The sequence below is a fragment of the Streptomyces diacarni genome, assembly GCF_003323715.1.
In the GTDB taxonomy this organism is placed as follows: Bacteria; Actinomycetota; Actinomycetes; order Streptomycetales; family Streptomycetaceae; genus Streptomyces; species Streptomyces diacarni.
Genome location: NZ_QOIN01000019.1, coordinates 114,945 through 136,814 on the forward strand (window position 1 = coordinate 114,945; position 21,870 = coordinate 136,814).

Below are 21,870 nucleotides of genomic sequence, written 5' to 3' on the forward strand. Positions count from 1 at the left end.
TGCCGGGGCGCGGCGGTCACAGGATCCGCCCCGGGCTGTGGGCCAGCGCGGCCAGCCCGCGCAGCACGGCGTGCGGCACCACCTGGCTGGTGGCCGGATTGCCGGGATCGGGCAGGTGGTTGACCTCGAAGCGGTAGGAGCCGAACGGGCCGTGTGCCTCGATGACGTGCCGGGTGCGGGTGGCGGCCGGGTCGGCGACGACGCGCACCCGGACGGCGTCCAGGTCGCCGACGGCCAGCGCCACGGAGGCGGCCACATTCGTGGACCTGGGGAAGTGCGCGGGCACGTCACGGGCCGTGCCCGCCATCACCTCGACGGGCGCTGTCGCGGTACGCAGCCGGTCCAGCAGCCCCTCGTCCATCCACGGCTGTTCGAGGGTGGCGGGCAGCTTCGTGGTCGTCAGCGACACCTCGGTGAGCGGGCCCATGGAGCGGGCGGCCTGGAGCAGGTCGAGCCCGCCGACGGCGCCACCGGTGAAGTGCACCCGGCCGGGGGTGGCGGCCAGCAGCCGCTTGGCGAGCTCGTCGTCGGTCAGTGCCCCGGTGGAGGCGACCAGCAGGTCGGTACCGGCGCACAGAACCCGCTCGCCCCACTCGCGGACGAACCCCGCACCCGCCGCCTCCACGAGTACGTCGCAGTGGGCCAGCGCCTCCTCGACGGAGGTCTGCGGGGCGGCCACGGCGTCGCCGAGGGGGCGGTTGTCGACGACGCGGACCAGCGCGGCGCCGGGAACCCGGCCCGCGGCGAGCGCTGTTCCGACGGTGCGGCCGATGGCTCCCCAGCCGACGAGCCCCACGGCGAGCCGGGTCATGCAGCCACCTCCTGCCCCGCGCTTCGCGAAGGTCGCGCGGCGGCGGGCGGGACGACGGGGCTGCCGTCCGCGGTGCCCGCCATGTGGCGGCGGATCAGGGCAGACGGCGGACCCGCTGTGCCCCACAGGTCGGAGAGTTCGGGGGTGCGGCGCCACACCTTGGCGATCCAGCGGTCCTCCTCGACCTGTGCGACCTCCGAGGTGTACTCGCACACCAGCCCGGCGGGGTCGGTGAAGTAGGAGAACGTGTTGTTCCCCGGCCCGTGCCGTCCAGGGCCCCACTGCGGGACGATGCCGTGGTGCCGCAGCCGGCCGAGGCCGCGCATGAAGTGGTCCACGGACGGCATCTCGTAGGCCACGTGGTTGAGTGACGCCCAGTCGGCCTGGTTGAAGGCCACGCAGTGGTGGTCGGCGTTGCACCGCAGGAAGGCCATCTGGTGTTCGGACCAGTCCGAGACGCGCAGGCCCAGCACCTCGCGGTAGAAGCCGACCGAGGCGTCGATGTCGGTGGTGTTGAGGACCGTGTGCGTCACGCCCACCGGCACGGCCTCCTCCTGCCCACGCGGCGGAACGGCCCAGGTCTCGGCCGACAGTTCGATCTGCCGTCCCTCGTGGTCGGAAAAGCGCAGCCCGTACCCGCCGCCCACCTGGCCGAGCGGCCCGGGGCCCGCGTCGGGGACGATCCCGCGCGCCTGGAGCCGCCGCGCCGCCTCGTCCACCTCGGCGGGGGTGCCGACGGCGAAGGAGAGCCGCCCCAGACCGGTGCGGTCCGACCGGGTCAGCTGGAGCGCGTGGTGCTCCTCGCCGGTGCCGCGCAGCCACCGCGCGCCCCGCTCGGTCTCGACGGTCTGGAGGCCCCACACCTCCTCGTAGAAGCCGGCGGCCTCCGTGAGGGCCGGGGTCAGCAGTTCGACGGAGCGCAGCGCGCGCAGGCGTGCGATGGGCGCGGAGGGCGCCGGGGGGTGTGGCATGCCGTTCTCCTCAGGTACGGGTGAGCGGTGCGGGTCCTGGCGGAACTCAGGAGGCCCAGGGGAGGGGGGCTGGTGAGGTGCCCCAGTAGACGGACTTCTGGCGCTGGTAGGCGCGGATGGCGTCGCGGCCCTTCTCGGTGCCCAGGCCGCTGTCCTTCGTCCCGCCGAACGGGGTGGAGATGCTGAACTGCTTGTAGGTGTTGATCCAGACGGTTCCGGCCTCCACCCGCCGGGCCAGCCGCCAGGCGGCCAGCGGGTCCCGGGTCCAGATGCCGCAGGCGAGGCCGTAGACGGTGCCGTTGGCCTGGCGGACCAGATCGTCCTCGTCGTCGTAGGGGAAGGCCACCAGGACGGGGCCGAAGATCTCCTCCTGGCACACCCGCGCGGTGGGGGGCAGCCCGTCGATGACGGTGGGCAGGTAGTAGGCGCCGCGGTCGTAGGGCTCACCTGCGGGGGCGCTGCCGCCGCACAGGACGCGTCCGCCCTCCTGCCGCGCGAGCCGCACCCAGGCCGCGACGGTGTCCCGGTGCTCGCGGTGGACCAGCGGCGCCACCTGGCTGTCCGGGGCGGTGCCGGGGCCGACGCGCAGCGCCCGCACCCGTTCCACGAGCGTGCCGAGGAACTCCTCGTACAGCTCCCGGGCGACGAACAGCCGCGACCCGGCGACGCAGGACTGGCCGCTGGAGGAGAAGACGCCGAACATCACCCCGGCGAGGGCCGACTCGAGGTCCGCGTCGGCCCGGACGATGGTCGGCGACTTGCCGCCCAGTTCCAACGACGCCGGAACCAGCTTCCGCGCGGCCACCTCGGCGAGTTCGCGCCCCGTGCGCGTGCCCCCGGTGAAACCGATCCTGCCGACCAGCGGGTGCTGTGCGAGCGCCGCACCGATGGTGCGCCCCGAGCCGGGCAGCACCGAGAGCAGGGCCGCGGGCAGGCCGCGCTCGGCGAGCGCCGTGCTGACCAGCCGGCCGAGGGCGAGGGAGACCAGGGGCGTCCACTGGGCGGGCTTGAGCAGCACGGCGTTGCCCGCGGCCAGCGCCGGGGCGAGCTTTTGCGCGTCGCTGGCGACGGGCGAGTTCCAGGGGTTGATGGCGGCGACCACCCCGATGGGCTCATGGACGCTCAGCGACAGATACGGGCCGCGCGAGGGCGTGAGCGAGTCCTCGGCCGTCTCCAGCGCGGCCGCCGTGTAGCGGAAGGTGCCGGCCGCGCTGTGGGCGAGGGCGCGGGTCTCGGCGAGGGTCTTGCCGGTGTCGGCTGTCTGGAGTGCGGCCAGTTCCTCGGCCGCCTCCTCGACCAGGTCCCCGATCCGGTGGAGCAGCCTCGCCCGCTCGTGCGGCAGCAGGTCCCGCCAGGCGGGGTCGGCCGCCGCGCCGGCCGCCGCGCGCGCCGCCTCGTCCACGTCGCGCTCGGAGGCCGCGTGGAGGGTGGCGAGGACGGTGCCGTCGGCGGGGTCGGTGGTCTCGGTCAACTCGCCCTCTCCGCGCCGCCACTGTCCCGCGATGAGGATCTCGTCGGCTGGGATGCGCGGCATCTGGGACCTCCAAGAGGTGGGGGCGTGGGCTGTGTTGCTCAAGCGCTAGAAATCTAAGGGCTTAACTATTCACTCGCAAGAGGCGAGCCGGATCGATTTTCCCCAGCACGACGTCTTGACGCTCGCCGCCGGGGGAGCTGTAGAACTTAAGCCCTAAGAGGCTTTGTGCTTACCCAGTAGCCAGCTCGGGGCCAGGCCGCCGACCGGCCCTGCCCGCCCCCGCACCCCGCATGCCGCGCCCCTCCTGACGGGGCCCGATCCGCTCCCCTCGGTCACCACGGACGGCGGCGGAGCCGGAGGACTCCTCCATGACGCTCGACGCACACGACGCACACCCGTTCCCGCCGAAACCGCCCCCGCCCCGCACCGTGCCCGCCGACGTGGCCGCCAGGTTCGAGCGTCTGCCGCTCTCCCGCTGGCACGTCACCGTGCGGCTGATCGTCGGAGTGGTCACCTTCTTCGAGGCCTTCGACCAGCTGCTGATCGCCTACGCGCTGCCGCAACTGCGCCAGGAATGGCACCTGGACACGGCGCACTCCACGATGCTGCTGACCGTCGGCTCGGTCGGCATGCTGGTCGGCGCCGTGGTCTCCGGGCGCCTGGCCGACCGGTACGGCCGCGTACGGGTCATCGCCGCCTGCATCGGCGTCTCAGGGGCGTGCAACCTGCTGCTGACGCTGTGCACCGCGCCGGAACCCTTCATGGCGGCCCGCTTCGTCCAGGGCCTCGCCATCGGCGGAGAGGTGCCCGTCGCCGCCACCTTCATCGCGGAGATCACCCGCAGCCATCGCCGCGGCCGCTTCGTCCTGCTGTACGAACTCGTCTTCCCCGCGGGCCTCACCGTCGGCGCCCTGCTCGCCGCCTGGCTGGTTCCCCTGCTGGGCTGGCGCTGGATGTTCGGCATCGCGGCACTGCCCGGGCTCCTGTGCCTCCTCGTCCGGCACCGGGTCCCCGAGTCCCCCCGCTGGCTGGCCGACCACGGCCGCCCCGACGAGGCGCTGCGCGTGATGGCCCGGATCGAGACCGAGGTGGAGAAGACCACAGGCTCCCCGCTGCCGCCTCCCGCCGTGCCGCACCCGGTCACGGCGCCGGCGCCTGCGCCTGCGCCGGCGCCGACGCCGACGCAGGACGGCGACCGGCCCCGGGGCGGACTGCGTGAACTGCTGTCCGGGCCCTACCGGCGCCGCACCGTGGTCGTCGGGATGCTGTGGTTCGCCGGATACTTCGTCAACTACGGCATCACCTCGTGGCTCCCGACCATCTACGAGACCCGCTACGACCTCCCCCTTTCCGACGCGCTCCGCTACTCGACCGTCACCTCGTGCGCGGGACTCCTCGGCTGCGCACTGGTCGCCCTCACGGTCGACGCCGTCGGCCGCCGCCGCACTGTCACCGGCTGCCTGGGACTCGCCGCCGCCGCACTGCTCGCCCTCGGCCTGTTCGGCGGCGACTCGCCGGTGCACGTCCTGGTGTGGACGTCGCTGGCCGCCGTCTTCTTCTTCGGCTCCAACATCTGCCTCTACCTCTACACACCAGAGCTGTTCCCCACCCGCATGCGCGCCCTGGGCAGCAGCGTCGGCGGCGCCCTCAACCGGGTCGGTGTCATCTCGGGCCCGATCGTCGTCGGCGCCGTCTACGCGGGAGGGCGGCTCGGAGCCGTCTTCCTCGGCCTGGCCGCCGTCGCCGCCGTCGGGGCGCTCACCGCGGGACTCGGCGCGGAAGAGACCGCTGGACGCCGGTTGGAGGACATCGCACCGTGATGGGACAGCGCGCCACGCCGGGTTCGAGCGACCTCTCGGCCGTTCGCGATCGTTTCTCTCTGGTGATGACCGGTATCTCCGTGTAGCGTCTGGGGCAGATGTCGTGGTTCGCCGTACCTGCCCGCGCTCCGGCGTGGGCTTTGTGTTGTGCAGCGCGGGGCCAGGGCGATCACCTCCGGGTCCGCGCGGTGCGGACCCGATATCGACTGAGAGGCACCAGCATGGCCAGCGGAACCGTCAAGTGGTTCAACGCCGAAAAGGGCTTCGGCTTCATCGCCCAGGAAGGCGGGGGCCCCGACGTCTTCGCGCACTACTCGAACATCAACGCCACCGGTTTCCGCGAGCTCCAGGAGGGTCAGGCCGTCACCTTCGACGTAACGCAGGGCAAGAAGGGCCCTCAGGCCGAGAACATCACCGTGGCCTGATCAGGGCCATGGGCGAGCGCGCACGCCACACGTGACGCGCTCGAACCGCGCACAGCAGGGGCCGGCCGTACGCAGACCGCGGCGGCCGGCCCGCATCTCCCGCGTGACGGCGAAGGCCGCCACCGCGCCCTCCCGGGGCGGTGCTCCCACGCGGTGCACCGCGTCACACGCACTTGCCGGACAGCCAGGCCTTGAAGTCCTCGGTCCACGAGGTGGCCATCCTGACCGAACGCGTGGGAGAGCCGAGCTGCGACAGGTTGTCCTGCCACGACGCGTAGTTGCCGGAGGCCGCCGGAGGCGGCTCCTCCCAGCCGATCCCGTCGACCCACGCCGGGTGTGCCGTGAGCGCGGCGCCGAGCCCGGCTGCCTCGAGGCGCTTGACGAGCTCGGGTTCGAGCGCGGTGTCGTGGGTGAACATCATGATCTCCTGGGAGGGCATCCGCTCCGCCATCGGCGCGATGATCTCGTTCCAGGCCCTGTCGCGAATGGCCGCGTCACTGTGGAGCAGCGACTGCCGCGCCTCACCCTTGAGCTCCACCAGCGGCACCAGACCCTTGGCCTTGGCGTCATCGAGCCACTCGCGGAAGGTGTACACGGTCTCTCCGCTGTACGGGCCGCGCGTGATCGTACGGCCCTTGAGCTGATCCGCGCCCGTCGCCCACCACAGCTCAGTGATGGGCGTTCGGGTGCCGGTCAGCCCGTTGGTCGTGGTGTTGTGCCACATCACGCCCTTGGTGCCGTTCCTGGTGAGCTGCAGGTCGGCCTCCACGCCACCGGCGCCCCAGCTCTTCTGCTGGGCGAGGGCCTCGGGGTTGTTCGGCTGGCGTATCCGATCGCGGTCCCAGGGGTCGGCCCCGGTCGGGTAACCGCCGTGACCGAAGATCGTCGGACAGACCGGATCCGCCGGATCCGCCGCGGCCCCGGCGGGGCCCGCCTGTGCCGTCCCGAGCAACAGCGCCGCGCCCATGGCGGCGGCGCCCCATCTCCCCAGCTTCATCGCGGTCCCCCTCGGCCCAGCTTCATCGCGGACCCTCGGCTCTGTCCCCCGCACACCGGGGGAGCGCTGCCGCAGCATAGGGGCGCCAGGGGCGGTGCGTAACCCATCGGGCTTTACCAACTGACGTACGCAGGTGACTGGTTGGGCGCTCCCTGGTGCGTTGTACAGGCCGCGCGAGTGACCGGTGTGTCAGGTCAGCCTTCACTGTCCTCGCCAAGGCCACGACCGACGCCACGGCGAGTGGCGTGCGTCAGCGGCGTGTCATCGATGGCCCAGCACGTTGACCACCCGACCGTTGGGATCGCGGACGAAGAATCGCCGCACCCCCCACTCCTCGTCCTGCAGGGGGTGCACGATCTCCGCGCCGCTGCCACGCACCGCCGCGTAGACCGCTTCCACATCGTCCACCTCGACGCTCATGTCCGGCACGACGGGCGCGGTCTCGTCGCGGCTCATGAAGGTGACCTGCGCGGTGGGGTTGGTAGGAGAGGCGAGCGTCATGACCCAGCCGAGGTTCATGACCTCCTCGAACCCGAGAAGCCCGTAGAAGTCACGGCTCTCCTCCATGGCCTCTGACCTGATGTCGGGCATGGCCCGGCGGATCGACATGAACAACTCCTTCTGGCAGGCGGACGCGCATGTGTCGGTGAGCCGCGTGTGTCGGTGAACCGCGAGTGTCAGGTGTCGAAGCGTCGGCGCGAGACCTCGATGTCACCGAGATACCGGTGGGTCCAGTCACACATACCGTCGACGGTCGCCCGAAGGGCCTGCCCCGGCTCGGTGAGCGTGTACTCGACGCGCGGGGGCACGGTGGGGTGCACGTTCCGCTCGACCAGACCGTTGCGCTCCAGCATGCGCAGGTTCTGGGTGAGCATCTTGTGGCTGATGCCCTCGACCGCGTTCCGCAACGCGCTGAAGCGCAGCGTGCCCTCACCGAGGGACTCGATGATCAGGAACGCCCACTTGTTGGCGATGTCGGAGAAGATCTCCCGCGCCAGGGAGTCCGCGCGCGTCAAATCTGCTTCGTCGGGCGCACCCTTGTGCTGCTTGGCCACCACCATGCGCCTCCCCAGCCACCGAAATCAGCGGTCTTCCCTGTCGAAGAGCACTCTCTTACAGAACTCCAGTCACCACAAGAGACCGCCGCGCAGCTGCCGTCCAGTCGCCGTCTCCGCCGGGGCAGCCCGCGACGACCGCGCGCCGCGCACGTGTGCGACCCCGTGGGGGCGAGGCTGCGAGACTGCTGGGATGTCTCTTCATATGGTCTCGGTCATCGGCAGCAGCCCCGGCGTCGGCAAATCCACGCTGTGCCGTGCGGTCGCGGAATGGCTGGCCGAAACCGGCGCGTCCGTCGACCATTTCGAGGAGGCCGACATCCTCACCCGGGCGGCGTTCCGGCCGGTGGCCGAGGAGTTCGCCGGCGGTGAAGCCGCAGTCCGCCCTGAAACTTTGATCGAGTGCACGCGCGCCTACGTCGCCGAGATGGACGCGCGAGGCATGGACTACGCGGTGACGGACGCCCTCGTACCGTTCATCCCCTCTCTCGTGGCGTGGGGCCACGAGGAGCGGACTCTCTCGCGCGTGACGAGCGAGCTGGTCCGGGTCTTGGAACCGGCGGTCCAGGTAACCGTCGTGTACGTCCACGACGATCCGACGCGGGCACTGCGCCGCGCGGTGCAGCGCGAGGGGGAGCCCTGGGCGGACTGGTACGTACGCAAACTCGCCGGTTCCCCCGGCACCAGGACAGTCCACGACCTCCCCTCGGCCGCCGCACACCTGCGTTTCGAGGCCGGCCTGACCCGCCGTCTCCTCGCCCGGACCCCGTGGCAGGTCCTGACGGTGGACGCGGGCACCCGCGACGCCCGCGAGGCCTTCGCCTACGTACGAGACCACCTGACGAAGTAGCCGCCCCCAACACCGGCCGGCCCCGGGCCGCGGCATCCGCTGAGCTGCGCTGAGCACCACGCAGGCGCCTCGCATGCTGTGGCACGACGCGAGGTGTTCGCCAGGTGGGGGTGGGTGACTCAGGAGGGGAGGGGGGCGCCGTTGCCGCGTAGTACGTCTCTCAGGTCGAGGATCAGGGGGAACACCTCGTGGTTCCGGTCCTCTCCTTGCTCGTCCCATGCGCGCTGCTCCGCCTCCACCGCCGTCCGGTCCTGTGCGAAGACCCGCTCGGTGAAGCGGCGGATGAACGGCCAGGCGAGAGGGAGCGCGCCCGGAACCGGCGGCTTGGCGATCATGAGCAGTCCGTACGCGCGAGTGACGCGCTGCTCCGCGTCTTCGGGTACGTAGGCCGCCCACAGGGAGAAGGCGGGGAGTTCCGTGTTCGTGGGAGCCAGACGGAGGGTTTGATACGGGTACTCGGTACGGATGGTGATGACGTCCGAACCCTTGCTGCCTCGGGGGCCCTTCGCGGACAGCAGTCCGGCGCCGAAGTCCTTCTTCCCCTTGCCGGAGGTGAACAGGTAGCGCGCCTCCACCGACTGCGGCCCCGCATCGTAGCCGAGCAGCTTGGGCTGGATGCGGCCGATGACGCCCCGGTGCAGGAACTGATGGTTCATGTCGAGCAGGTTCTCGTGCATGAAGGAGTAGTGGCAGTGCACGGCACGGGAGAACGTCATCGTCCTGTGCCGGGGCGAGGCGAACTCCGGCAGGTCGGGCAGTGGCGTCGCGGCCGCCTTCTCCGGTTCGCCGGGGAACACGAACACCAGGCCGTAGGCCTCCCGCACCGGGTAGGCACGCACTCCCCGCGGCGGTCGTTCCCCGCCCTTGGGCAGGTAGGGGATCTGACAGATGCGGCCGTTCCCCCGGTACGCCCACGCGTGGTAGCAGCAGCGGAGGGTCTCACCTTCCACCACGCCCATGCTCAGCGGAACCTGTCGGTGAGCGCAGCGATCCTCCAGGGCGTACACCGCTCCCTGCGCGCCCCGGTACAGCGCGAGGCGCTCACCTGCGAACGCGGCGGCGCGGGTCTCGCCTTTCGGCACCTCGCGGGAGAGGGCGACCGGATACCAGAAGTCCGGGCTGATTCCTACGCGCCGCAGATCCGTCACCGGCCGGGGCAGGGGATCATCCGCAGCGGAAGAGCGTTCGTCCAGCCGTGGTGCGACCGGGGCACTGTCTGCGGCTGTCTCCTGAGTCACGAGATGTTCCCTCACCTGTAGGTCGCCGGTACGGGGGATCGCCGGTGCGTGGGGAGCGTCGCGCTCAGGGGGAGTGCGAGTTCGAGCCGGTCTCCCCGGCCACGTTGTCCTTCCCCGGTACCGTGCCGATGAGGCTCGCCCCGGCGAGTGACACAGGGGACCGACGCGACCCGAAGGCGCGTGCCCGGCAGTGCGTCAGGGTGTGTGCGGCCGGTCCCGGCGCCGGCCGGCACCCCGCTCATCGGCCGCCTCGTACTCGGCGGCGGCGTCCGCGTGGTCGTCGGGGAGTCCAGCGGTCTCCGTGTCGCTCGTGAACCCGGTGGCGAGGACGTAGTCGACGTCGACGTCGCGGTACTCGACGCCCGTGCTCACACGTTCGGGCAGGTTCCTTCGTACGCTGCGGGAGGTGGAGCGGCGACCCGGGGAACCGTGAAACGTCACGCGGGTCTGCGGCTCTTCGGGGAAGCGCAGGCCGACTGCCCGCACCGAGGAGGTGAGCGAGATGTCGGGCGCCTGCTCACGCTGGTGCATGTCTGGCGCGTGCGCTGTTCATGGCGGCTCTCGCCTGCGTCCGCCGTCGCCGCGCTCGGCCGTACGCTTCGAGGCAGTGCGCTTGGCGCGACGCTCAGTTCGCCTGCCGGAGTCCTCCTTGCCGTCGGACGCGGAACCGGTGGAGGCGCCCCGCCGACGTGCGGTCTCCTCCCCGCCTCGCGCCGCCTCGCTGCCTCGCGCCGCCTCGCCGGCCGCGTCCCCTGCCGTCGCCTTCCCGACCGCGTCGCCACCCTCCTCGCCCACGACCTCCGCGGTCTCGCGTGCGCCCCGGCCCACGTCCTGGACGGCTTCGCCGGCGCCCGCTCCGGCATCCTGGACGGTTTCGCCGGCGCCCTCACCCACGTCCTGAACGGCTTCGCCGGCACCCTCACCCACATCCCGCACAGCTTCGCCGGCGCCGCCGCCAACGTCCCGCACAGCGTTGCCGGCGCCGCCGCCCACGTCCTGAACGGCGCTGCCGGCGCCCGCACCGACGCTCTTGGTGGCTTCGCCCGCACCGTGTCCCAACTCGCCGACCGCCTGCCGGGCCCCGCCGCCGATTTCCTGAGCCGCGGCCCCCACACCCTGGGTGACCGCCTCCAGGATCTGCGGGTTCTTGTCGATGCTGCGCAGCACCCGGTCGATGATCCGTGCGACGTTGTCCAGCCGTACCTTCAGCAGCGCCTGTGCCTCGACGCCCTTGATCTCGAGCTGGACGCGGCCGAGGTCGACGTCGGCGCCGACGTTGAGTTTGAGCAGGTCGAGAACCTCCGCCTGGAGCGAGACGCGGGCGCGCAGATCCTCGACGTCGAGGTGGATCTCGTCGACCTCGAGCTGAGGGACGTCGAGGAGGACGTCCGGGCCCTGGTCGGCGTCCTCACCGGCGGGAAGGAGTTCCCCCTCCTGCGGTTCCTGATCTCCCGCGTCCCTCTCGTCTCCCTCGTCCCGGAATCGGTCGTCCTCGTCGTCGACGTACCCGGCGTCGTCGTCACGCTGCTCTTCGTTCATCACGCGGCCTCGCTGTCCCTGGGGCGGGCGTCAGCAACAAGAAGGGCATACCAGCTGCTTTGCACTCGAATCCACTGTAAAGCGGACTGTCCGCCCTGTCGTGGTGGAGCGTGCGCCTCCCGACGGGCGCCGCGGTCGAGCGCTGTGTGGGCCGCCCGGCGAGGCAGTCACCCGTTCGACGTCGACCCGGAGCGCGCGAGGCGGAAGCTGACATCGTCGATGCGGAAGGTCGGGTGACTGCGGCGCCGTACCGAGGCACGGCAGCTCCACTGCTCGTCGGACCAGCCGCCGCCACGGAGCACCCGGTAGCTGCCGTACACCTCGGCGTCGTAGACGTCCCAGCACCAGTCCCACGCGTTGCCCAGCATGTCGTACAGGCCCCACGGATTCGCCTGCTTGCCGCCGACGGGGTGAATGCGTTCTTTCGAGGTCACGCGGTACCAGGCGATGTCGTCCAGCCGGCCGTAGCGCGGGCCCGTGGTGCCCGCACGACAGGCGTGCTCCCACTCGGCCTCCGTCGGCAGTCGGTACCCGTCGGCGGAGGCGTCCCACTCGGCCACGTCGTCGTCGGCACCGAGGTGGTACGCCGGCGTCAGGCCCTCCCGCCGGGACAACGCGTTGCAGAAGCGGACCGCGTCCCACCACGAGACGCCCTCGACGGGCAGCCGGTCGCCCTGGCCCGTGCTCGGCCGCCGACCGGTGACCTGTACGTACAACAACTGGGTGACCGGGAACACCGACATCCGAAACGGCGCGACCTCGACCGGCCAACTGCGCTGCGTCCGCCGATCCGACAGCATCACCCGCCCCGGCGGAACGTCGACCATCTCATTTCCCGACCCCGTGTCCACAGCAGGTCACTCTAACGGTGTATGCGCACCGCTCCCCGAGGTGCCGCCGGCTCCGTGCCGGCACTACGGATCACGCGTCCGTGACGGCTTCTTGCGTCGTGGCGCCTGCGGAGCGGAGTGGTGGGTGGAAGCCGTCACCGAATCTGCCGACCCGCTCGATCGCGGCGGGGCGAAACCGCCGAACAGCACTTCGGGGCCGTCGGGCGTCGCGTGCTCGGGGCCGATCGGCCCCGACTCGTCGCCGTACGGCGCTCCGGCCACGTCCTGCGCAGCGCGTCCATCTGCCCCTCGAGTCGGCGGCCTCGGCGGCGGATGTCATGTGCCGCCCCTCCGTGGCTCCGCGCGTCCTGCGCGGGCCCGCTCCCGTTCCGCGGCGTTGTTCCAAGAGGTTCCAAGAGAGCGCCTTGTGCGGAGTGCGGTGGCCGTGGCGCGGGCGGCCGGCCGGTCCCGGACAACGCCGCTTCGGCGCGGGCCAGTTGCTCGGCACCGCGGCGGCGCGGGCGAGGTGCCCTCGCGTCGAGCCGCCGTCCTCGGGGTCGAGTAGCCCTCTGACCTCGCACAGTAAAGTTTTCTATGCCGTGGCCCAATCTATTGTGGTGGTACTCAAACTCGGTTAGCTTCTCCGCCGTGAGCACAGACCCCGTCACGGCCCGGACTCCGGGCGAGCGCCTGCGCAGTCGACGACGCGCCCTGCAACTCACCCTCAGCGACGTCGCTGCCCGAGCCGAGGTCACCGAGGGCCACCTCTCCTCCATCGAGCGCGGCCGTTCGAACGCGAGTGTGCTGACCCTGCAGCGGATCTGCGCGGTGCTCCGGCTCAACGTCGGAGACCTCTTCGCGCAGACCGAGTCCTCGGTCCAGCCCGTCCTGCGGTTCCGCGACGCCAAGGGCGTGGCGTTCGGCGAGGGCGCCTCGAAGATCAAGCTGACGCCCGCACACTTCGACCACCTCGAACTCCTCCTCGGTCACTTCGGGCCGGGCGGGTCGACGGGCGTCGAGCCCTACACGCACGGCGATTCCGAGGAGGTCCTCCTCGTCATCGCCGGCGAGGTCGAGGTCACGATCGACGGCGAGACCCACGCTCTGTCGACCTTCGACTCGATCCACTACCGCAGCAGCCAACCGCACCGCGTCGTGGAGAGCACGGGCGCCGAGGACGCGCGTGTCCTCTGGGCGATGTCCCCTCCGACCTACTGACCCGCTCTTCCCTCCGCCCCCGCCGTCGAGGCGCGACGTCTCCGACGCGCAAGACGCCGCCATGGCCCGGCACCGTCCGACCGTGTCGCCTCGGCCCGGCACCGCCCGCGCCGCCGCGGCCCGTCCGGCCGGGACACCAGTAATCCGGCAACCGTCGAGGAGACAGGTAATGACCACGTATCGCAACGGCGAGGTCTCGCACTGGATGCGGAACTCCGACCGCCCGGGCTCTTCCGCACGAAGCGAAGCCGCAGCCGCCGTAGACGCCGCAGCCGCCGCGAACGCCGGAGAGGCCGCAGACGCTGCAGAGGCACCCAGAGCAGCGGAAGCTCCGCAGGCCTCTCGAACCGCCGCCGGCGGCGGCGACGACGCGAGCACCACGCCGCCCGCGCTGCCGACCGGGAACCAGGACCTCGTCATCATCGGCGGCGGACTGACCGGGCTGTGGGCGGCGTACTACGCCTCACTCGAACACCCCGACTGGGCGATCACCGTTCTCGAAGCCGAAGAGGTCGGCTACGGCGCGAGCGGCCGGAACGGAGGCTGGCTCTCGACTCTCATCCCCGGTAACAGGGCCGTCTACGCCAAGTCCGTCACCGCTGCCCGAGGCAGCGGACTCGAAGCCGTGCGCGCCTTCCAGCAGGCCATGTTCACAGCGATCGACGAGACCCTGGCCGTGCTCGACGCCGAGGGCATCGACGCCCACCAGGCGCAGGGCGGCAACCTCAAGGTCGCGCAGACACCGGCAGGGATGGAGCGCATCCGCGCGACCTATCAGGGCGACCTCACCTACGGGTACTCGACGGACGACGTGCGGCTGCTGTCCGCCGCCGAGACGCGGGCCCGCGTCAACGTCGACAACGCGGTCGGCGGCATCTTCTACGAGCGCACGACCGCGGTCGATCCCGCACTGCTCACCCGGGGACTCGCCGCTGTGGTCGCCGCCCGCGGTGTGCGGATCTGCGAGAACGCGCGGGTCAGCCGCATCGGCGCGGGCTGCGCCGTGACGAACCGGGGTGCGGTGCGCGGCACGACCATCCTGTCCTGCCTCGAGGCGTACTCGGGCACGATCGGCGGGGACGCGCCCGGCCTCGGCGCCCGCCAGGTGATCCCGGTGAACTCGTCGATCATCGTCACGGAACAGCTGCCCGAGGAGACGTGGGCGCGGATCGGCTGGGAGGGCCGGGAGTGCCTCAGCGATTCCGCGCACACCTTCGTCTACGCCCAGCGCACCGCCGACGGGCGGATCGCGATCGGCGGCCGCGGGTCCCCCTACGCTTTCAACTCGGGCACGCCGGGCAGCGGCGCCGTCGACGAGCGGACCGTCGCGCAGCTGCGGCACAAGCTGGGGGCGCTCTTCCCGGGGTTCGACATGCCGATCGCCCACGCCTGGCGCGGAGTCATCGGCGTCACCCGCGACTGGTGCGCGGGCATCTACTTCGACCCGCACCAGCGCATCGGCGTCGCCCGCGGCTATGCCGGGCACGGGGTGACGGCGACCCAGCTGGCCGCCCGCACGCTCCTCGACCGTGCCGAGGGCAGGACGACCTCCCGTACCGAACTTCCGTGGAACGACCACGACTCCGGGCTCTGGGAGCCCGAGCCGGTGCGCTGGCTCGGCGTCCACGCGATGTACCGGCTGTTCGAGGCCGCCGACGGCTGGGAGCACTCGCGTCGCGCGGAGCGGACCTCGCTCATCGCCCGCTTCGGCTCACGGCTGGCAGGACTCCACGAGTAACCCGACTTCCAGGACGACACCATGACAGTGACACCACCGCGACCGCGGCTCGCCGCCCCGAACGCGTCCCGTGCCGTGCCCCGCGCGATCTGGAGCATGGCGTTCACGGAACTCTGGGAGCGCTTCTCCTTCTACGGCCTCCAGGGCATCCTCTCGTTCTATCTCCTCTACTCGCTCGACAAGGGCGGACTCGACCTCGGGGCCTCCGCTTCGGCGGGCATCGTCGGTGCCTACGGCGGCGCCGTCTACCTCGCGCAGCTCGTCGGCGCCTGGATCGGTGACCGGCTCGTCAGCCCCAAGTGGGTGGTGCTGTGGGGTGGCGTGATCATCGCCTGCGGGCACGTTCTGCTCGCGGCCTGGCCCGGGTTGACCGGTCTCGGCGTCGGCCTGGTCCTCATCATCCTCGGCACGGGAGCCCTCAAGACCAACATCACCTCGATCGTCGGGTTCCTGCTCGACGGCCAGTCCGACGCCAAGCGTGACGCCGGGTTCTCCTACTTCTACATGGCGATCAACGTCGGCGCCGTCGTCGGGCCGCTGAGCACCGGTTTCGCACAGAACCAGTGGGGTTTCCACTACGGCTTCGGGCTCGCCGCCATCGGCATGCTCGCCGCCATCGTCCAGTACGCGCTCTCGCTGAAGAACCTGCCCGAGCGGGCGGGACAGGTGAACAACCCGCTGCCCTCAGGCAAGCTCCTCGCCCCGATCGGCTACACGCTCGCCGCGCCCGCCGTCATCGTGGTGAGCGCGCTGGCCGGATGGCTCACGGCGGAGAACCTGTCGAGCGTCGTCACGATCGTCGCCCTCGTCGCCGCGGCCGGATACTTCGCCGTCATCCTCTCCTCGTCCAAGGTGACCAGTGACGAGAAGAAGCGGGTGAGCGCCTACCTGCCGCTGTTCCTGCTCTCCGGCATCTACTTCGGTTTCCTCTTCCAGAAGTTCACGGCGATCTCGATCCTCATCACCGACCGGGTCGACCTCGACATCGGTGGGTGGTCGTTCCCCGTCGCCTGGATCACGACGGTCAGTCCGCTCTCGGCCGTGCTCATCACGCCGCTCGTCGCACGCCTGTGAGGGAGTCTCGGGCGACGACAGCCGGGCCCTGCGGCGAAGTTCGCGATCGGGCTCATACAGATCGGCGTCGCCTACTTCTTCCTCCTCGCCGTGTCGACCATCACGGGGAACGGGACGATCCCGCTGTTCCTCATCCTGGCGTTCATGGCGCTCGCCGGGTCGTCCGAGGTCTTCGTCGGGCCGATCGGGCTGGCGTTGGCGACGAAGATCGGGCCGGCGAAGTTCGGGGCGCAGATGGTCGGGCTGAACTTCCTCACCCTGGCGCTCGGGTCGTCGCTGTCCGGCCTGCTCGGCCAGCTGTTCGCCGCGATCCCGAGCAGCGCCTACTTCTCGATCGTCGCAACGTCCGCGGTGGTCCTGGGCGGAGCACTGCTGCTCGCCCGAAAGCCGTTGAACACGTGGCTCCACGCGGGCGTGAGCGCTCCGTAGCGGACGTCCCGCGGCAGCCGCCCGTCGGGGAGCGAGGAGGGTGCTGATCGAGGAGCGAGGAGGGGCCCGGGCCGTGACGGGCGGCCCGGGCCGTGACCCTTCGTCCATGGTTGTACGATCATGCCCGCGACGACCGGCATGCGGTGGTCGGGGGCTGAGGCGGGGAGAGCGGCGTGGGCAGGGGCGACGAGCACGACGGGGCGTCCATATCGGACGAGGAGTGGGAGCAGTTCCTCCGGGACGCGGAGTCCGGCGAGAAGAACGCGCCCAAGGAGCCGTCGGCGCGGGCGAGGATGGTCGCCAGGCGGCTGCGCGAGGAGCCCGACAGGCCGACGGGCTGGCGGACGTTCGAGCCGTCCGCCCAGGGCGGGAACACCCGCAGGGGCACGGGCCGCGGCGCGAAGCGGCTGCTGTACGGGGCGGGACTCCTGCTCGCGCTCGGGCTGCTGGTGCTGGCGCTGAAGCCCACCGGGGTGCTCGGGTGGCTCCCCGGCCAGAGCGACGAGCAGACACCGCCGCTCGCCGCGGACTCGGCGGCCGCGCGACAGCCCACCCTGCGGGAGCCCTTCAGGGGATCGCCCGCACGCGAGTGGAGCGAGGGTCTGGCCGGCATCACCTTCCCCGCGCCCGACGCGACCGGTTGGATGTCCAAGGCGCAGGTCGCCCAGGCGCTGGAGAGCACACGTGACTTCCTTGCGGCGTCGAGCCTGGAAGCGGGGGTGCTGAGCGGAGAGCGCCCGGAGAAGGCCATCGCGCTGATCAACCCGCGGCAGCGGGACGTGCAGGACTTCCTGGACACCGCTTTCGACAGTCCGAGCAGGAAGAACAACCCGCTCATGCTGTTCAGCCGGTTCGACCCGGCGAAGGTGAGGCTCGCCGGGGACGTGGTGAAGACCCGAGGCCGGGTGACCTTCGAGAGAGGTGAGGACGGCGCGCTCGAAGTCACCGCGGACGTCACCTATGTGTACCCGGTGGTGGCCGCCGAGGAGGGAAGCGACCAGGTCGCACGGACGATCGTGCGGCGCGAGACCGTGATGAGCTGGGACGACCCGGCGAAGGTGCACACCAAAGCGGGTACTTTCTCCCTCGTGTCGTACAGGGTGGACACCACCAACGGTGGCTGCGACGGCGTCAACGGCTACCTGAACCCGAAGTTCGGTGCGCAGACGGACGGGGAAGCGGCGACAGGGCCCGAAGTCGATCCGTACGACCGCGACACGTCGATGGACGAGCGGATGCGGGAGGCCGGGGACGAGGACTGCGGGAGGGCGACCCGGACGTGAGCAGTCGGCAGGCCCCGGTCCGGGCGGGGGCCTGCCCGCCGTGGCCGGTACCGGCCGAGCCGACGCGCTTGTCCGTCACTTCGGTACGGCACTACCTTGCCGAGGTGGATCTCTTCTCACGCTCGTGGGCGGCGCTGCGCACGGCGGTCGCCGAGCTTCCCGCCGACGGTTTCCAGCGGCCGTCCGGCTGCACCGGCTGGCTCGTGCGGGACCTCGTGTGCCACCTGATCATCGACGCGCAGGACGTCCTGATCACCCTGGTGACCCCCGCCGACACCGCACCGACCGTCGACGCGGCGGGGTACTGGAGCGTCGAGGACCGGCTGCCCACCGGTGAGGACCCGCTCGACGCGCTGACCGTCCGACTCGCCGCCGCGTACGAGGACCCGCACCTGCTCACGTTCCATCTCGACGATGTCGGATCCGCCGCCGGACGCGCCGCGGAACTCGCCGACCCGGACTCTCGGGTGCGCACCCAGGACATGGTCCTGACCGTGGGCGATTACCTCGCCGCCTACGTCCTGGAGTGGACGCTGCACCACCTCGACCTGACCGCACACCTGCCGCACGCGGCGGATCCGCCCGCCGAGGGGCTGGCCCGCTCCCGGACGATGCTGGAGCAGATCTCCGGCTCCGCGTTCCCCGCGTCGTTCACCGACAAGGACGTGCTGTTGGTCGGCACCGGCCGCCGGGCACCGACGCAGGCGGAGAGGAGCGCTCTCGGCGAACTGGCGGCGCGAGTGCCGTTCGTCCTCGGCTGACGCGCTCGCCGTCGCCACCCACCTCGCAGTTCGTTCAGCAGACCGAGCAGCCGAGCAGACCACGCAGGCACCGCACCTGGGAGTGCGACATCCCGGTGACAAGCTCCCCGCGGCCCGTGCGGTTCATTCCGGACGGGCTGGGGACCCCGGGGTGTGAGCGGAGCCCGGACGCCGTGCGCCGCGCGTCGTCAGGGCAGACCCCGAGGGAAAGTGATCATGACTGTTCCGGAAGAAAGCCGTCCGAAGACCGAGACCACGGACCAGGTGGTCGAGGAAGCCACGCCCCCCGAAGAGCAGCCGAGGACCCACTCCGGCGCCACACTGAGGGAGGCGTTCGAGGAAGCGGATGTCAGCCCGGAGGACTTCGAGGAGAACCCCTCCGAGGGATGAGCCGTGCCCGGGCTCCGTAAGGGGCCCGGGCCGGCCGCACCCCCTGGGAGCGCGGTCTCCTCCGTGCCGGGCGCGCCAGGACGGGCGGCGGTCCTGGAAGACACCACTCGTCCGCATGCTGCATGGCGCGGGCCACCCACCCGCCGCAGGGGGTCGCAGTCGCGGGGTCTCGAACGGCCGGAGCGGGCACACGTGGTCCATGAACCGCACACCGCACCCCTCGGCGAACCGTTCCTCCCCACTGCGCCAGACGCTCAGCACCACGCTCCTGTACTTCTTCATCCTCGGGGACATCCTGGGCGCCGGGGTGTATGTGCTGGTGGGCCAGGTGGCCGCGGAATCCGGTCCCGCGGTGTGGCTGCCACTGGCCGCCGCCCTGTGCCTCGCCCTGCTCACGGCGGCGTCCTACGCGGAGCTGGCCACCCGCTATCCGCGTGCCGGCGGAGCCTCCCACTACGCCACCCTGGCCTACGGTCCGTTCGTCGGCTTTCTCGCCGGTTTCTGCATGCTGGCTGCCGGAGTGGTGTCCGTGGCGGCGCTGGCGCGGGGGTTCGCGGGCGACTATCTGGCCGAGTTCGTCTCGCTGCCAGTCGCACTGGTGGCCCTGGTGTTCCTGGCCGCGCTCGCGCTGCTCAACCTGCGCGGCATCAGCGAGTCCACCCGGGCCAACGCCGTCGCAACCGTCGTCGAGGTGGGCGGGCTGGTCCTGGTCATCGGACTCGGCGGATGGGTTCTCGCGCGCGGCGACGGCGATCTCGGCCGGCTCGTCGACGTCGGCACGCCGGGGACGGGATCCGCCGCGGCGGTGCTCAGCGGCGCCGTGCTGGCCTACTACTCCTTCGTCGGCTTCGAGACGTCCGTCAATGTCGCCGAGGAGACCAGGGACCCGCGGCGCTCCTACCCGCGCGCCCTGTTCGGTGCGCTGCTCACGGCCGGGCTCGTCTACGTGCTCGTCGGCTGCGTCGCTGCGGCGGCGGTGCCGACGCATCAGCTGGTCAACAGCAGCGGCCCCCTCCTCGAGGTGGTCAGGGAAGCCGGTGGGGTGCCGCCGCGGGTCTTCAGCGTGGTGGCGCTGGTCGCCGTGGCGAACGGCGCGCTGCTCACCGGCATCATGTCCTCCCGCCTCACCTTCGGCATGGCGCGCGACGGTCTGCTTCCCGGTGTCCTGACCCGGGTGCTGCCCGTGCGCCGCACGCCGTGGGCCGCGATCGCGGCCACCACCGTGCTCTCGCTGCTCCTCGCGTTGACCGGCAGCGTCGCGTCGCTCGCCTCCACGCTGGTGCTCCTGCTGCTGGTCGTCTTCTTCCTCGTGAACACCGCCGCGCTCGTACTGCGGCGTACGCCTGCCGAGCGGGACCACTTCCGCTCTCCCGCCCTCGTGCCCGCGCTCGGCGCGGTGTCCTGCGTGGTGCTGGCGACGCAGGTCGAGGGCGAGGTGTGGCTGCGTGGGCTGGTCGTCCTCGCCGTGGGGATCGTCCTGGGTGCCGTCGCCGCCCTGCGGCGCCGGGGCGGGCACGCGCAGCCGATGGGCGACGCCACCGGCGAAGCGCGGTGACCCGCCCGCGCCGCTGTCGCCCGACGCGGCTCAGGAGGTACGGGTGTGGTGGTCGAGCAAGCGGGTGGTCAGCTGTACGAACTGGTCGCGCTCGGCCGGGCTCAGCGGCGCCAGCAGCTCGTCGTGGAGATCGTCGAGCACCTTGTCGAGACGGCGCAGCCGACGGCGGCCCCGGTCCGAGATCGTGATGACGTTGCGACGCCGGTCCTCGGGGTCCGGCCCCCGCTCGACCAGGTCGCGCTCGGCCAGTTCGTTGAGCACACCGACCATGTCGCTGCGGTAGATGCCGGAGCGCCTGCTCAGCTCCGCCTGGCTGCCGGGGCCATGTTCCTGGAGCGAGGCGAGCACGGCGTAGTGCCACTTACGGGCGTCGACCCGGGCCAGACCCTCGTTGACCAGGCGGTCGGATCGCATGGTCAGCTGCGACAACAGCCGACTCGCCCGCCGACGCAGCCTGTCGGGCGTCCTGCGCGCGCCGTCGTCGGGCACGTCCACAGCATCGGCTCTGCTCATGCCCCCACCCTACCGTTGCGTTAGTCCGACTAACGGGATACGTTCACTCGCGCCATGGTCGTTAGTGCCACTAACGCTGCCGCTGCCGACGCCGGTGTCGCCGACGTCCGCGACGCCGAGCCGGTAACCCCCCGAGGAAGGAAGACAGTGCCCACCAAGACTGTGCGGATCCCCACCACGGACGGCGAGGCCGACGGGTTCGTCGCCTTCCCCGACGCCGGAGGACGGCACCCGGGCGTGCTGATGTACGCGGACGCCTTCGGCATCAGACCCGTGCTGCGCACGATGGCACACGAACTGGCCGAGCACGGCTACTACGTGCTCGTTCCGCACTTCTTCTACCGGCAGGGCCCCGCACCCGTCGTCGAACTCCCCGAGCACATCGGCGAGGACGTGCGGCCCGCGCTCGTCGCTCAGCTGATGCCGCTCATCGAGGCACACACCGACGACCGCGTGCTGAGTGACGCCGACGCCTACCTCAGCTACCTCACCACCAGGCCCGAGGTCTGCGCGGGCCCGGTCGCGGTGACCGGCTACTGCATCGGCGGCCTCCTGGCGATGCGCACCGCCGCGGCCCATCCGGAGCAGGTGGCCGCCGTCGCGAACTTCCACGGCCCCGTGGCCGACGGACCCGAGAGCCTGGACCGCCTGCTGGCGCAACTCACCGCACGGGTCCACCTCGGCCACGCCGAGACCGACATGACCCCCGGCGCCCTCGATGAGCTCAACGCGGCCCTGGACGCCGCGGGTGTCGACCACACGTCCGAGATCTACCCCGGCACCGTCCACGGCTTCACCATGTCCGACACCGACGCCTTCGACCCCGCAGCACTGCGGCGCCACTGGGACCGTCTGCTTCCACTTCTTCGCCGCACCCTGGTGGCGGGCTGACACGCGTC

General features: G+C 71.4%; 23 protein-coding genes and 1 pseudogene. 12 read left to right on the forward strand and 12 right to left on the reverse strand.

Annotated elements, in window-relative coordinates; translation table 11 throughout:
• Positions 1 to 16 precede the first annotated feature (16 nt).
• The 3 genes from DTL70_RS00605 to DTL70_RS00615 are packed head-to-tail and all read right to left on the reverse strand — an operon-like array spanning position 17 to position 3,316.
• Positions 17 to 811, reverse strand: coding sequence for an aspartate dehydrogenase domain-containing protein (locus DTL70_RS00605; RefSeq protein ID WP_114019804.1), 795 nt, complete (start codon positions 809 to 811; stop codon positions 17 to 19).
• Positions 808 to 1,782, reverse strand: coding sequence for a VOC family protein (locus DTL70_RS00610; protein ID WP_114019805.1), 975 nt, complete (start codon positions 1,780 to 1,782; stop codon positions 808 to 810). Before DTL70_RS00610 ends, DTL70_RS00605 begins: the two co-directional genes overlap by 4 nt.
• A gap of 46 nt (positions 1,783 to 1,828) precedes the next feature.
• Positions 1,829 to 3,316, reverse strand: coding sequence for an aldehyde dehydrogenase family protein (locus DTL70_RS00615; RefSeq protein WP_114019806.1), 1,488 nt, complete (start codon positions 3,314 to 3,316; stop codon positions 1,829 to 1,831).
• A gap of 308 nt (positions 3,317 to 3,624) precedes the next feature.
• On the opposite strand from DTL70_RS00615, the gene DTL70_RS00620 reads away from it, so the two are divergent.
• Together DTL70_RS00620 and DTL70_RS00625 are read left to right on the forward strand one after the other, a co-directional pair.
• Positions 3,625 to 5,076, forward strand: coding sequence for an MFS transporter (locus DTL70_RS00620; RefSeq protein ID WP_114019807.1), 1,452 nt, complete (start codon positions 3,625 to 3,627; stop codon positions 5,074 to 5,076).
• A 221-nt stretch (positions 5,077 to 5,297) separates the two neighbouring features.
• Positions 5,298 to 5,501 carry a cold-shock protein gene (locus tag DTL70_RS00625; protein WP_114015179.1) on the forward strand — a complete coding sequence of 68 codons (204 nt, stop codon included), beginning with the start codon at positions 5,298 to 5,300 and terminating at the stop codon, positions 5,499 to 5,501.
• A gap of 163 nt (positions 5,502 to 5,664) precedes the next feature.
• Here the strand turns inward: DTL70_RS00625 and DTL70_RS00630 are convergent, their stop codons facing one another.
• From DTL70_RS00630 to DTL70_RS00640, 3 genes are all read right to left on the reverse strand, one after another.
• On the reverse strand, positions 5,665 to 6,498 hold the full coding sequence (locus tag DTL70_RS00630) for a PI-PLC domain-containing protein (protein ID WP_245978872.1): 834 nt from the start codon (positions 6,496 to 6,498) through the stop codon (positions 5,665 to 5,667).
• Positions 6,499 to 6,759: 261 nt separating this feature from the next.
• Entirely contained in the window at positions 6,760 to 7,107 is a 348-nt protein-coding gene (locus tag DTL70_RS00635; protein WP_114019808.1) for a VOC family protein, read from the reverse strand.
• Positions 7,108 to 7,175: 68 nt separating this feature from the next.
• Positions 7,176 to 7,556, reverse strand: coding sequence for a winged helix-turn-helix transcriptional regulator (locus DTL70_RS00640; RefSeq protein ID WP_114019842.1), 381 nt, complete (start codon positions 7,554 to 7,556; stop codon positions 7,176 to 7,178).
• A gap of 190 nt (positions 7,557 to 7,746) precedes the next feature.
• Between DTL70_RS00640 and DTL70_RS00645 the strand changes: the two genes are divergently transcribed.
• Positions 7,747 to 8,403: a hypothetical protein gene (locus DTL70_RS00645; RefSeq protein ID WP_114019809.1), complete on the forward strand. Its 657-nt coding sequence runs from the start codon at positions 7,747 to 7,749 to the stop codon at positions 8,401 to 8,403.
• Positions 8,404 to 8,522: 119 nt separating this feature from the next.
• Here the strand turns inward: DTL70_RS00645 and DTL70_RS00650 are convergent, their stop codons facing one another.
• The 5 genes and pseudogenes from DTL70_RS00650 to DTL70_RS34010 form a co-directional block, all read right to left on the reverse strand.
• Complete coding sequence (locus DTL70_RS00650; RefSeq protein WP_342776434.1) at positions 8,523 to 9,596, reverse strand: Rieske 2Fe-2S domain-containing protein; 1,074 nt, start codon at positions 9,594 to 9,596, stop codon at positions 8,523 to 8,525.
• A 240-nt stretch (positions 9,597 to 9,836) separates the two neighbouring features.
• The gene (locus DTL70_RS33355) at positions 9,837 to 10,172 is read right to left on the reverse strand and encodes a hypothetical protein (RefSeq protein WP_181860707.1); all 336 of its coding nucleotides are present in this window, start codon (positions 10,170 to 10,172) and stop codon (positions 9,837 to 9,839) included.
• 18 nt (positions 10,173 to 10,190) lie between these two features.
• Positions 10,191 to 11,180: a hypothetical protein gene (locus DTL70_RS00660; protein WP_181860708.1), complete on the reverse strand. Its 990-nt coding sequence runs from the start codon at positions 11,178 to 11,180 to the stop codon at positions 10,191 to 10,193.
• Between the two features lie 167 nt (positions 11,181 to 11,347).
• Positions 11,348 to 12,007: a formylglycine-generating enzyme family protein gene (locus DTL70_RS00665; RefSeq protein WP_425470294.1), complete on the reverse strand. Its 660-nt coding sequence runs from the start codon at positions 12,005 to 12,007 to the stop codon at positions 11,348 to 11,350.
• A 151-nt stretch (positions 12,008 to 12,158) separates the two neighbouring features.
• A pseudogene (locus DTL70_RS34010) lies at positions 12,159 to 12,357 on the reverse strand (LLM class flavin-dependent oxidoreductase); the annotation flags it as partial.
• 301 nt (positions 12,358 to 12,658) lie between these two features.
• On the opposite strand from DTL70_RS34010, the gene DTL70_RS00675 reads away from it, so the two are divergent.
• From DTL70_RS00675 to DTL70_RS00700, 8 genes are all read left to right on the forward strand, one after another.
• Complete coding sequence (locus tag DTL70_RS00675) at positions 12,659 to 13,228, forward strand: helix-turn-helix domain-containing protein (protein ID WP_245978874.1); 570 nt, start codon at positions 12,659 to 12,661, stop codon at positions 13,226 to 13,228.
• A gap of 169 nt (positions 13,229 to 13,397) precedes the next feature.
• Positions 13,398 to 14,966, forward strand: a complete 1,569-nt coding sequence (locus DTL70_RS00680) for an NAD(P)/FAD-dependent oxidoreductase (RefSeq protein ID WP_245978876.1) — start codon at positions 13,398 to 13,400, stop codon at positions 14,964 to 14,966.
• A gap of 21 nt (positions 14,967 to 14,987) precedes the next feature.
• Entirely contained in the window at positions 14,988 to 16,040 is a 1,053-nt protein-coding gene (locus tag DTL70_RS00685; RefSeq protein WP_342776431.1) for a peptide MFS transporter, read from the forward strand.
• Positions 16,041 to 16,130: 90 nt separating this feature from the next.
• Entirely contained in the window at positions 16,131 to 16,469 is a 339-nt protein-coding gene (locus DTL70_RS34890) for a hypothetical protein (protein WP_342776432.1), read from the forward strand.
• A 173-nt stretch (positions 16,470 to 16,642) separates the two neighbouring features.
• Positions 16,643 to 17,752 (forward strand): hypothetical protein, encoded by a 1,110-nt coding sequence (locus tag DTL70_RS00690; protein WP_114019813.1) that lies wholly within the window; start codon positions 16,643 to 16,645, stop codon positions 17,750 to 17,752.
• Between the two features lie 104 nt (positions 17,753 to 17,856).
• Positions 17,857 to 18,513 carry a maleylpyruvate isomerase N-terminal domain-containing protein gene (locus DTL70_RS00695; protein WP_114019844.1) on the forward strand — a complete coding sequence of 219 codons (657 nt, stop codon included), beginning with the start codon at positions 17,857 to 17,859 and terminating at the stop codon, positions 18,511 to 18,513.
• A gap of 216 nt (positions 18,514 to 18,729) precedes the next feature.
• Positions 18,730 to 18,903 (forward strand): hypothetical protein, encoded by a 174-nt coding sequence (locus DTL70_RS33360; protein ID WP_181860709.1) that lies wholly within the window; start codon positions 18,730 to 18,732, stop codon positions 18,901 to 18,903.
• A gap of 199 nt (positions 18,904 to 19,102) precedes the next feature.
• On the forward strand, positions 19,103 to 20,458 hold the full coding sequence (locus DTL70_RS00700; protein ID WP_114019814.1) for an APC family permease: 1,356 nt from the start codon (positions 19,103 to 19,105) through the stop codon (positions 20,456 to 20,458).
• A 30-nt stretch (positions 20,459 to 20,488) separates the two neighbouring features.
• Here the strand turns inward: DTL70_RS00700 and DTL70_RS00705 are convergent, their stop codons facing one another.
• A complete protein-coding gene (locus tag DTL70_RS00705; protein ID WP_114019815.1) occupies positions 20,489 to 20,971 on the reverse strand; it encodes a MarR family winged helix-turn-helix transcriptional regulator in 483 nt (160 codons plus the stop codon).
• Between the two features lie 147 nt (positions 20,972 to 21,118).
• Here DTL70_RS00705 and DTL70_RS00710 point away from each other — a divergent pair, with 147 nt between their 5' ends.
• Positions 21,119 to 21,862, forward strand: coding sequence for a dienelactone hydrolase family protein (locus tag DTL70_RS00710; RefSeq protein WP_114019816.1), 744 nt, complete (start codon positions 21,119 to 21,121; stop codon positions 21,860 to 21,862).
• The last annotated feature ends 8 nt before the right edge of the window (positions 21,863 to 21,870 follow it).

Excerpts from the sequence above, each read along its gene's own strand:
- DTL70_RS00605 (WP_114019804.1), bottom strand. The coding sequence starts at position 811 with ATGACCCGGCTCGCCGTGGGGCTCGTCGGCTGGGGAGCCATCGGCCGC.
- DTL70_RS00610 (WP_114019805.1), bottom strand. The coding sequence starts at position 1,782 with ATGCCACACCCCCCGGCGCCCTCCGCGCCCATCGCACGCCTGCGCGCG.
- DTL70_RS00615 (WP_114019806.1), bottom strand. The coding sequence starts at position 3,316 with ATGCCGCGCATCCCAGCCGACGAGATCCTCATCGCGGGACAGTGGCGG.
- DTL70_RS00620 (WP_114019807.1), top strand. The coding sequence starts at position 3,625 with ATGACGCTCGACGCACACGACGCACACCCGTTCCCGCCGAAACCGCCC.
- DTL70_RS00625 (WP_114015179.1), top strand. The coding sequence starts at position 5,298 with ATGGCCAGCGGAACCGTCAAGTGGTTCAACGCCGAAAAGGGCTTCGGC.
- DTL70_RS00630 (WP_245978872.1), bottom strand. The coding sequence starts at position 6,498 with ATGAAGCTGGGGAGATGGGGCGCCGCCGCCATGGGCGCGGCGCTGTTG.
- DTL70_RS00635 (WP_114019808.1), bottom strand. The coding sequence starts at position 7,107 with ATGTCGATCCGCCGGGCCATGCCCGACATCAGGTCAGAGGCCATGGAG.
- DTL70_RS00645 (WP_114019809.1), top strand. The coding sequence starts at position 7,747 with ATGTCTCTTCATATGGTCTCGGTCATCGGCAGCAGCCCCGGCGTCGGC.
- DTL70_RS33355 (WP_181860707.1), bottom strand. The coding sequence starts at position 10,172 with ATGCACCAGCGTGAGCAGGCGCCCGACATCTCGCTCACCTCCTCGGTG.
- DTL70_RS00660 (WP_181860708.1), bottom strand. The coding sequence starts at position 11,180 with ATGAACGAAGAGCAGCGTGACGACGACGCCGGGTACGTCGACGACGAG.
- DTL70_RS00665 (WP_425470294.1), bottom strand. The coding sequence starts at position 12,007 with ATGGTCGACGTTCCGCCGGGGCGGGTGATGCTGTCGGATCGGCGGACG.
- DTL70_RS00680 (WP_245978876.1), top strand. The coding sequence starts at position 13,398 with ATGACCACGTATCGCAACGGCGAGGTCTCGCACTGGATGCGGAACTCC.
- DTL70_RS00685 (WP_342776431.1), top strand. The coding sequence starts at position 14,988 with ATGACAGTGACACCACCGCGACCGCGGCTCGCCGCCCCGAACGCGTCC.
- DTL70_RS33360 (WP_181860709.1), top strand. The coding sequence starts at position 18,730 with ATGACTGTTCCGGAAGAAAGCCGTCCGAAGACCGAGACCACGGACCAG.
- DTL70_RS00700 (WP_114019814.1), top strand. The coding sequence starts at position 19,103 with ATGAACCGCACACCGCACCCCTCGGCGAACCGTTCCTCCCCACTGCGC.
- DTL70_RS00705 (WP_114019815.1), bottom strand. The coding sequence starts at position 20,971 with ATGAGCAGAGCCGATGCTGTGGACGTGCCCGACGACGGCGCGCGCAGG.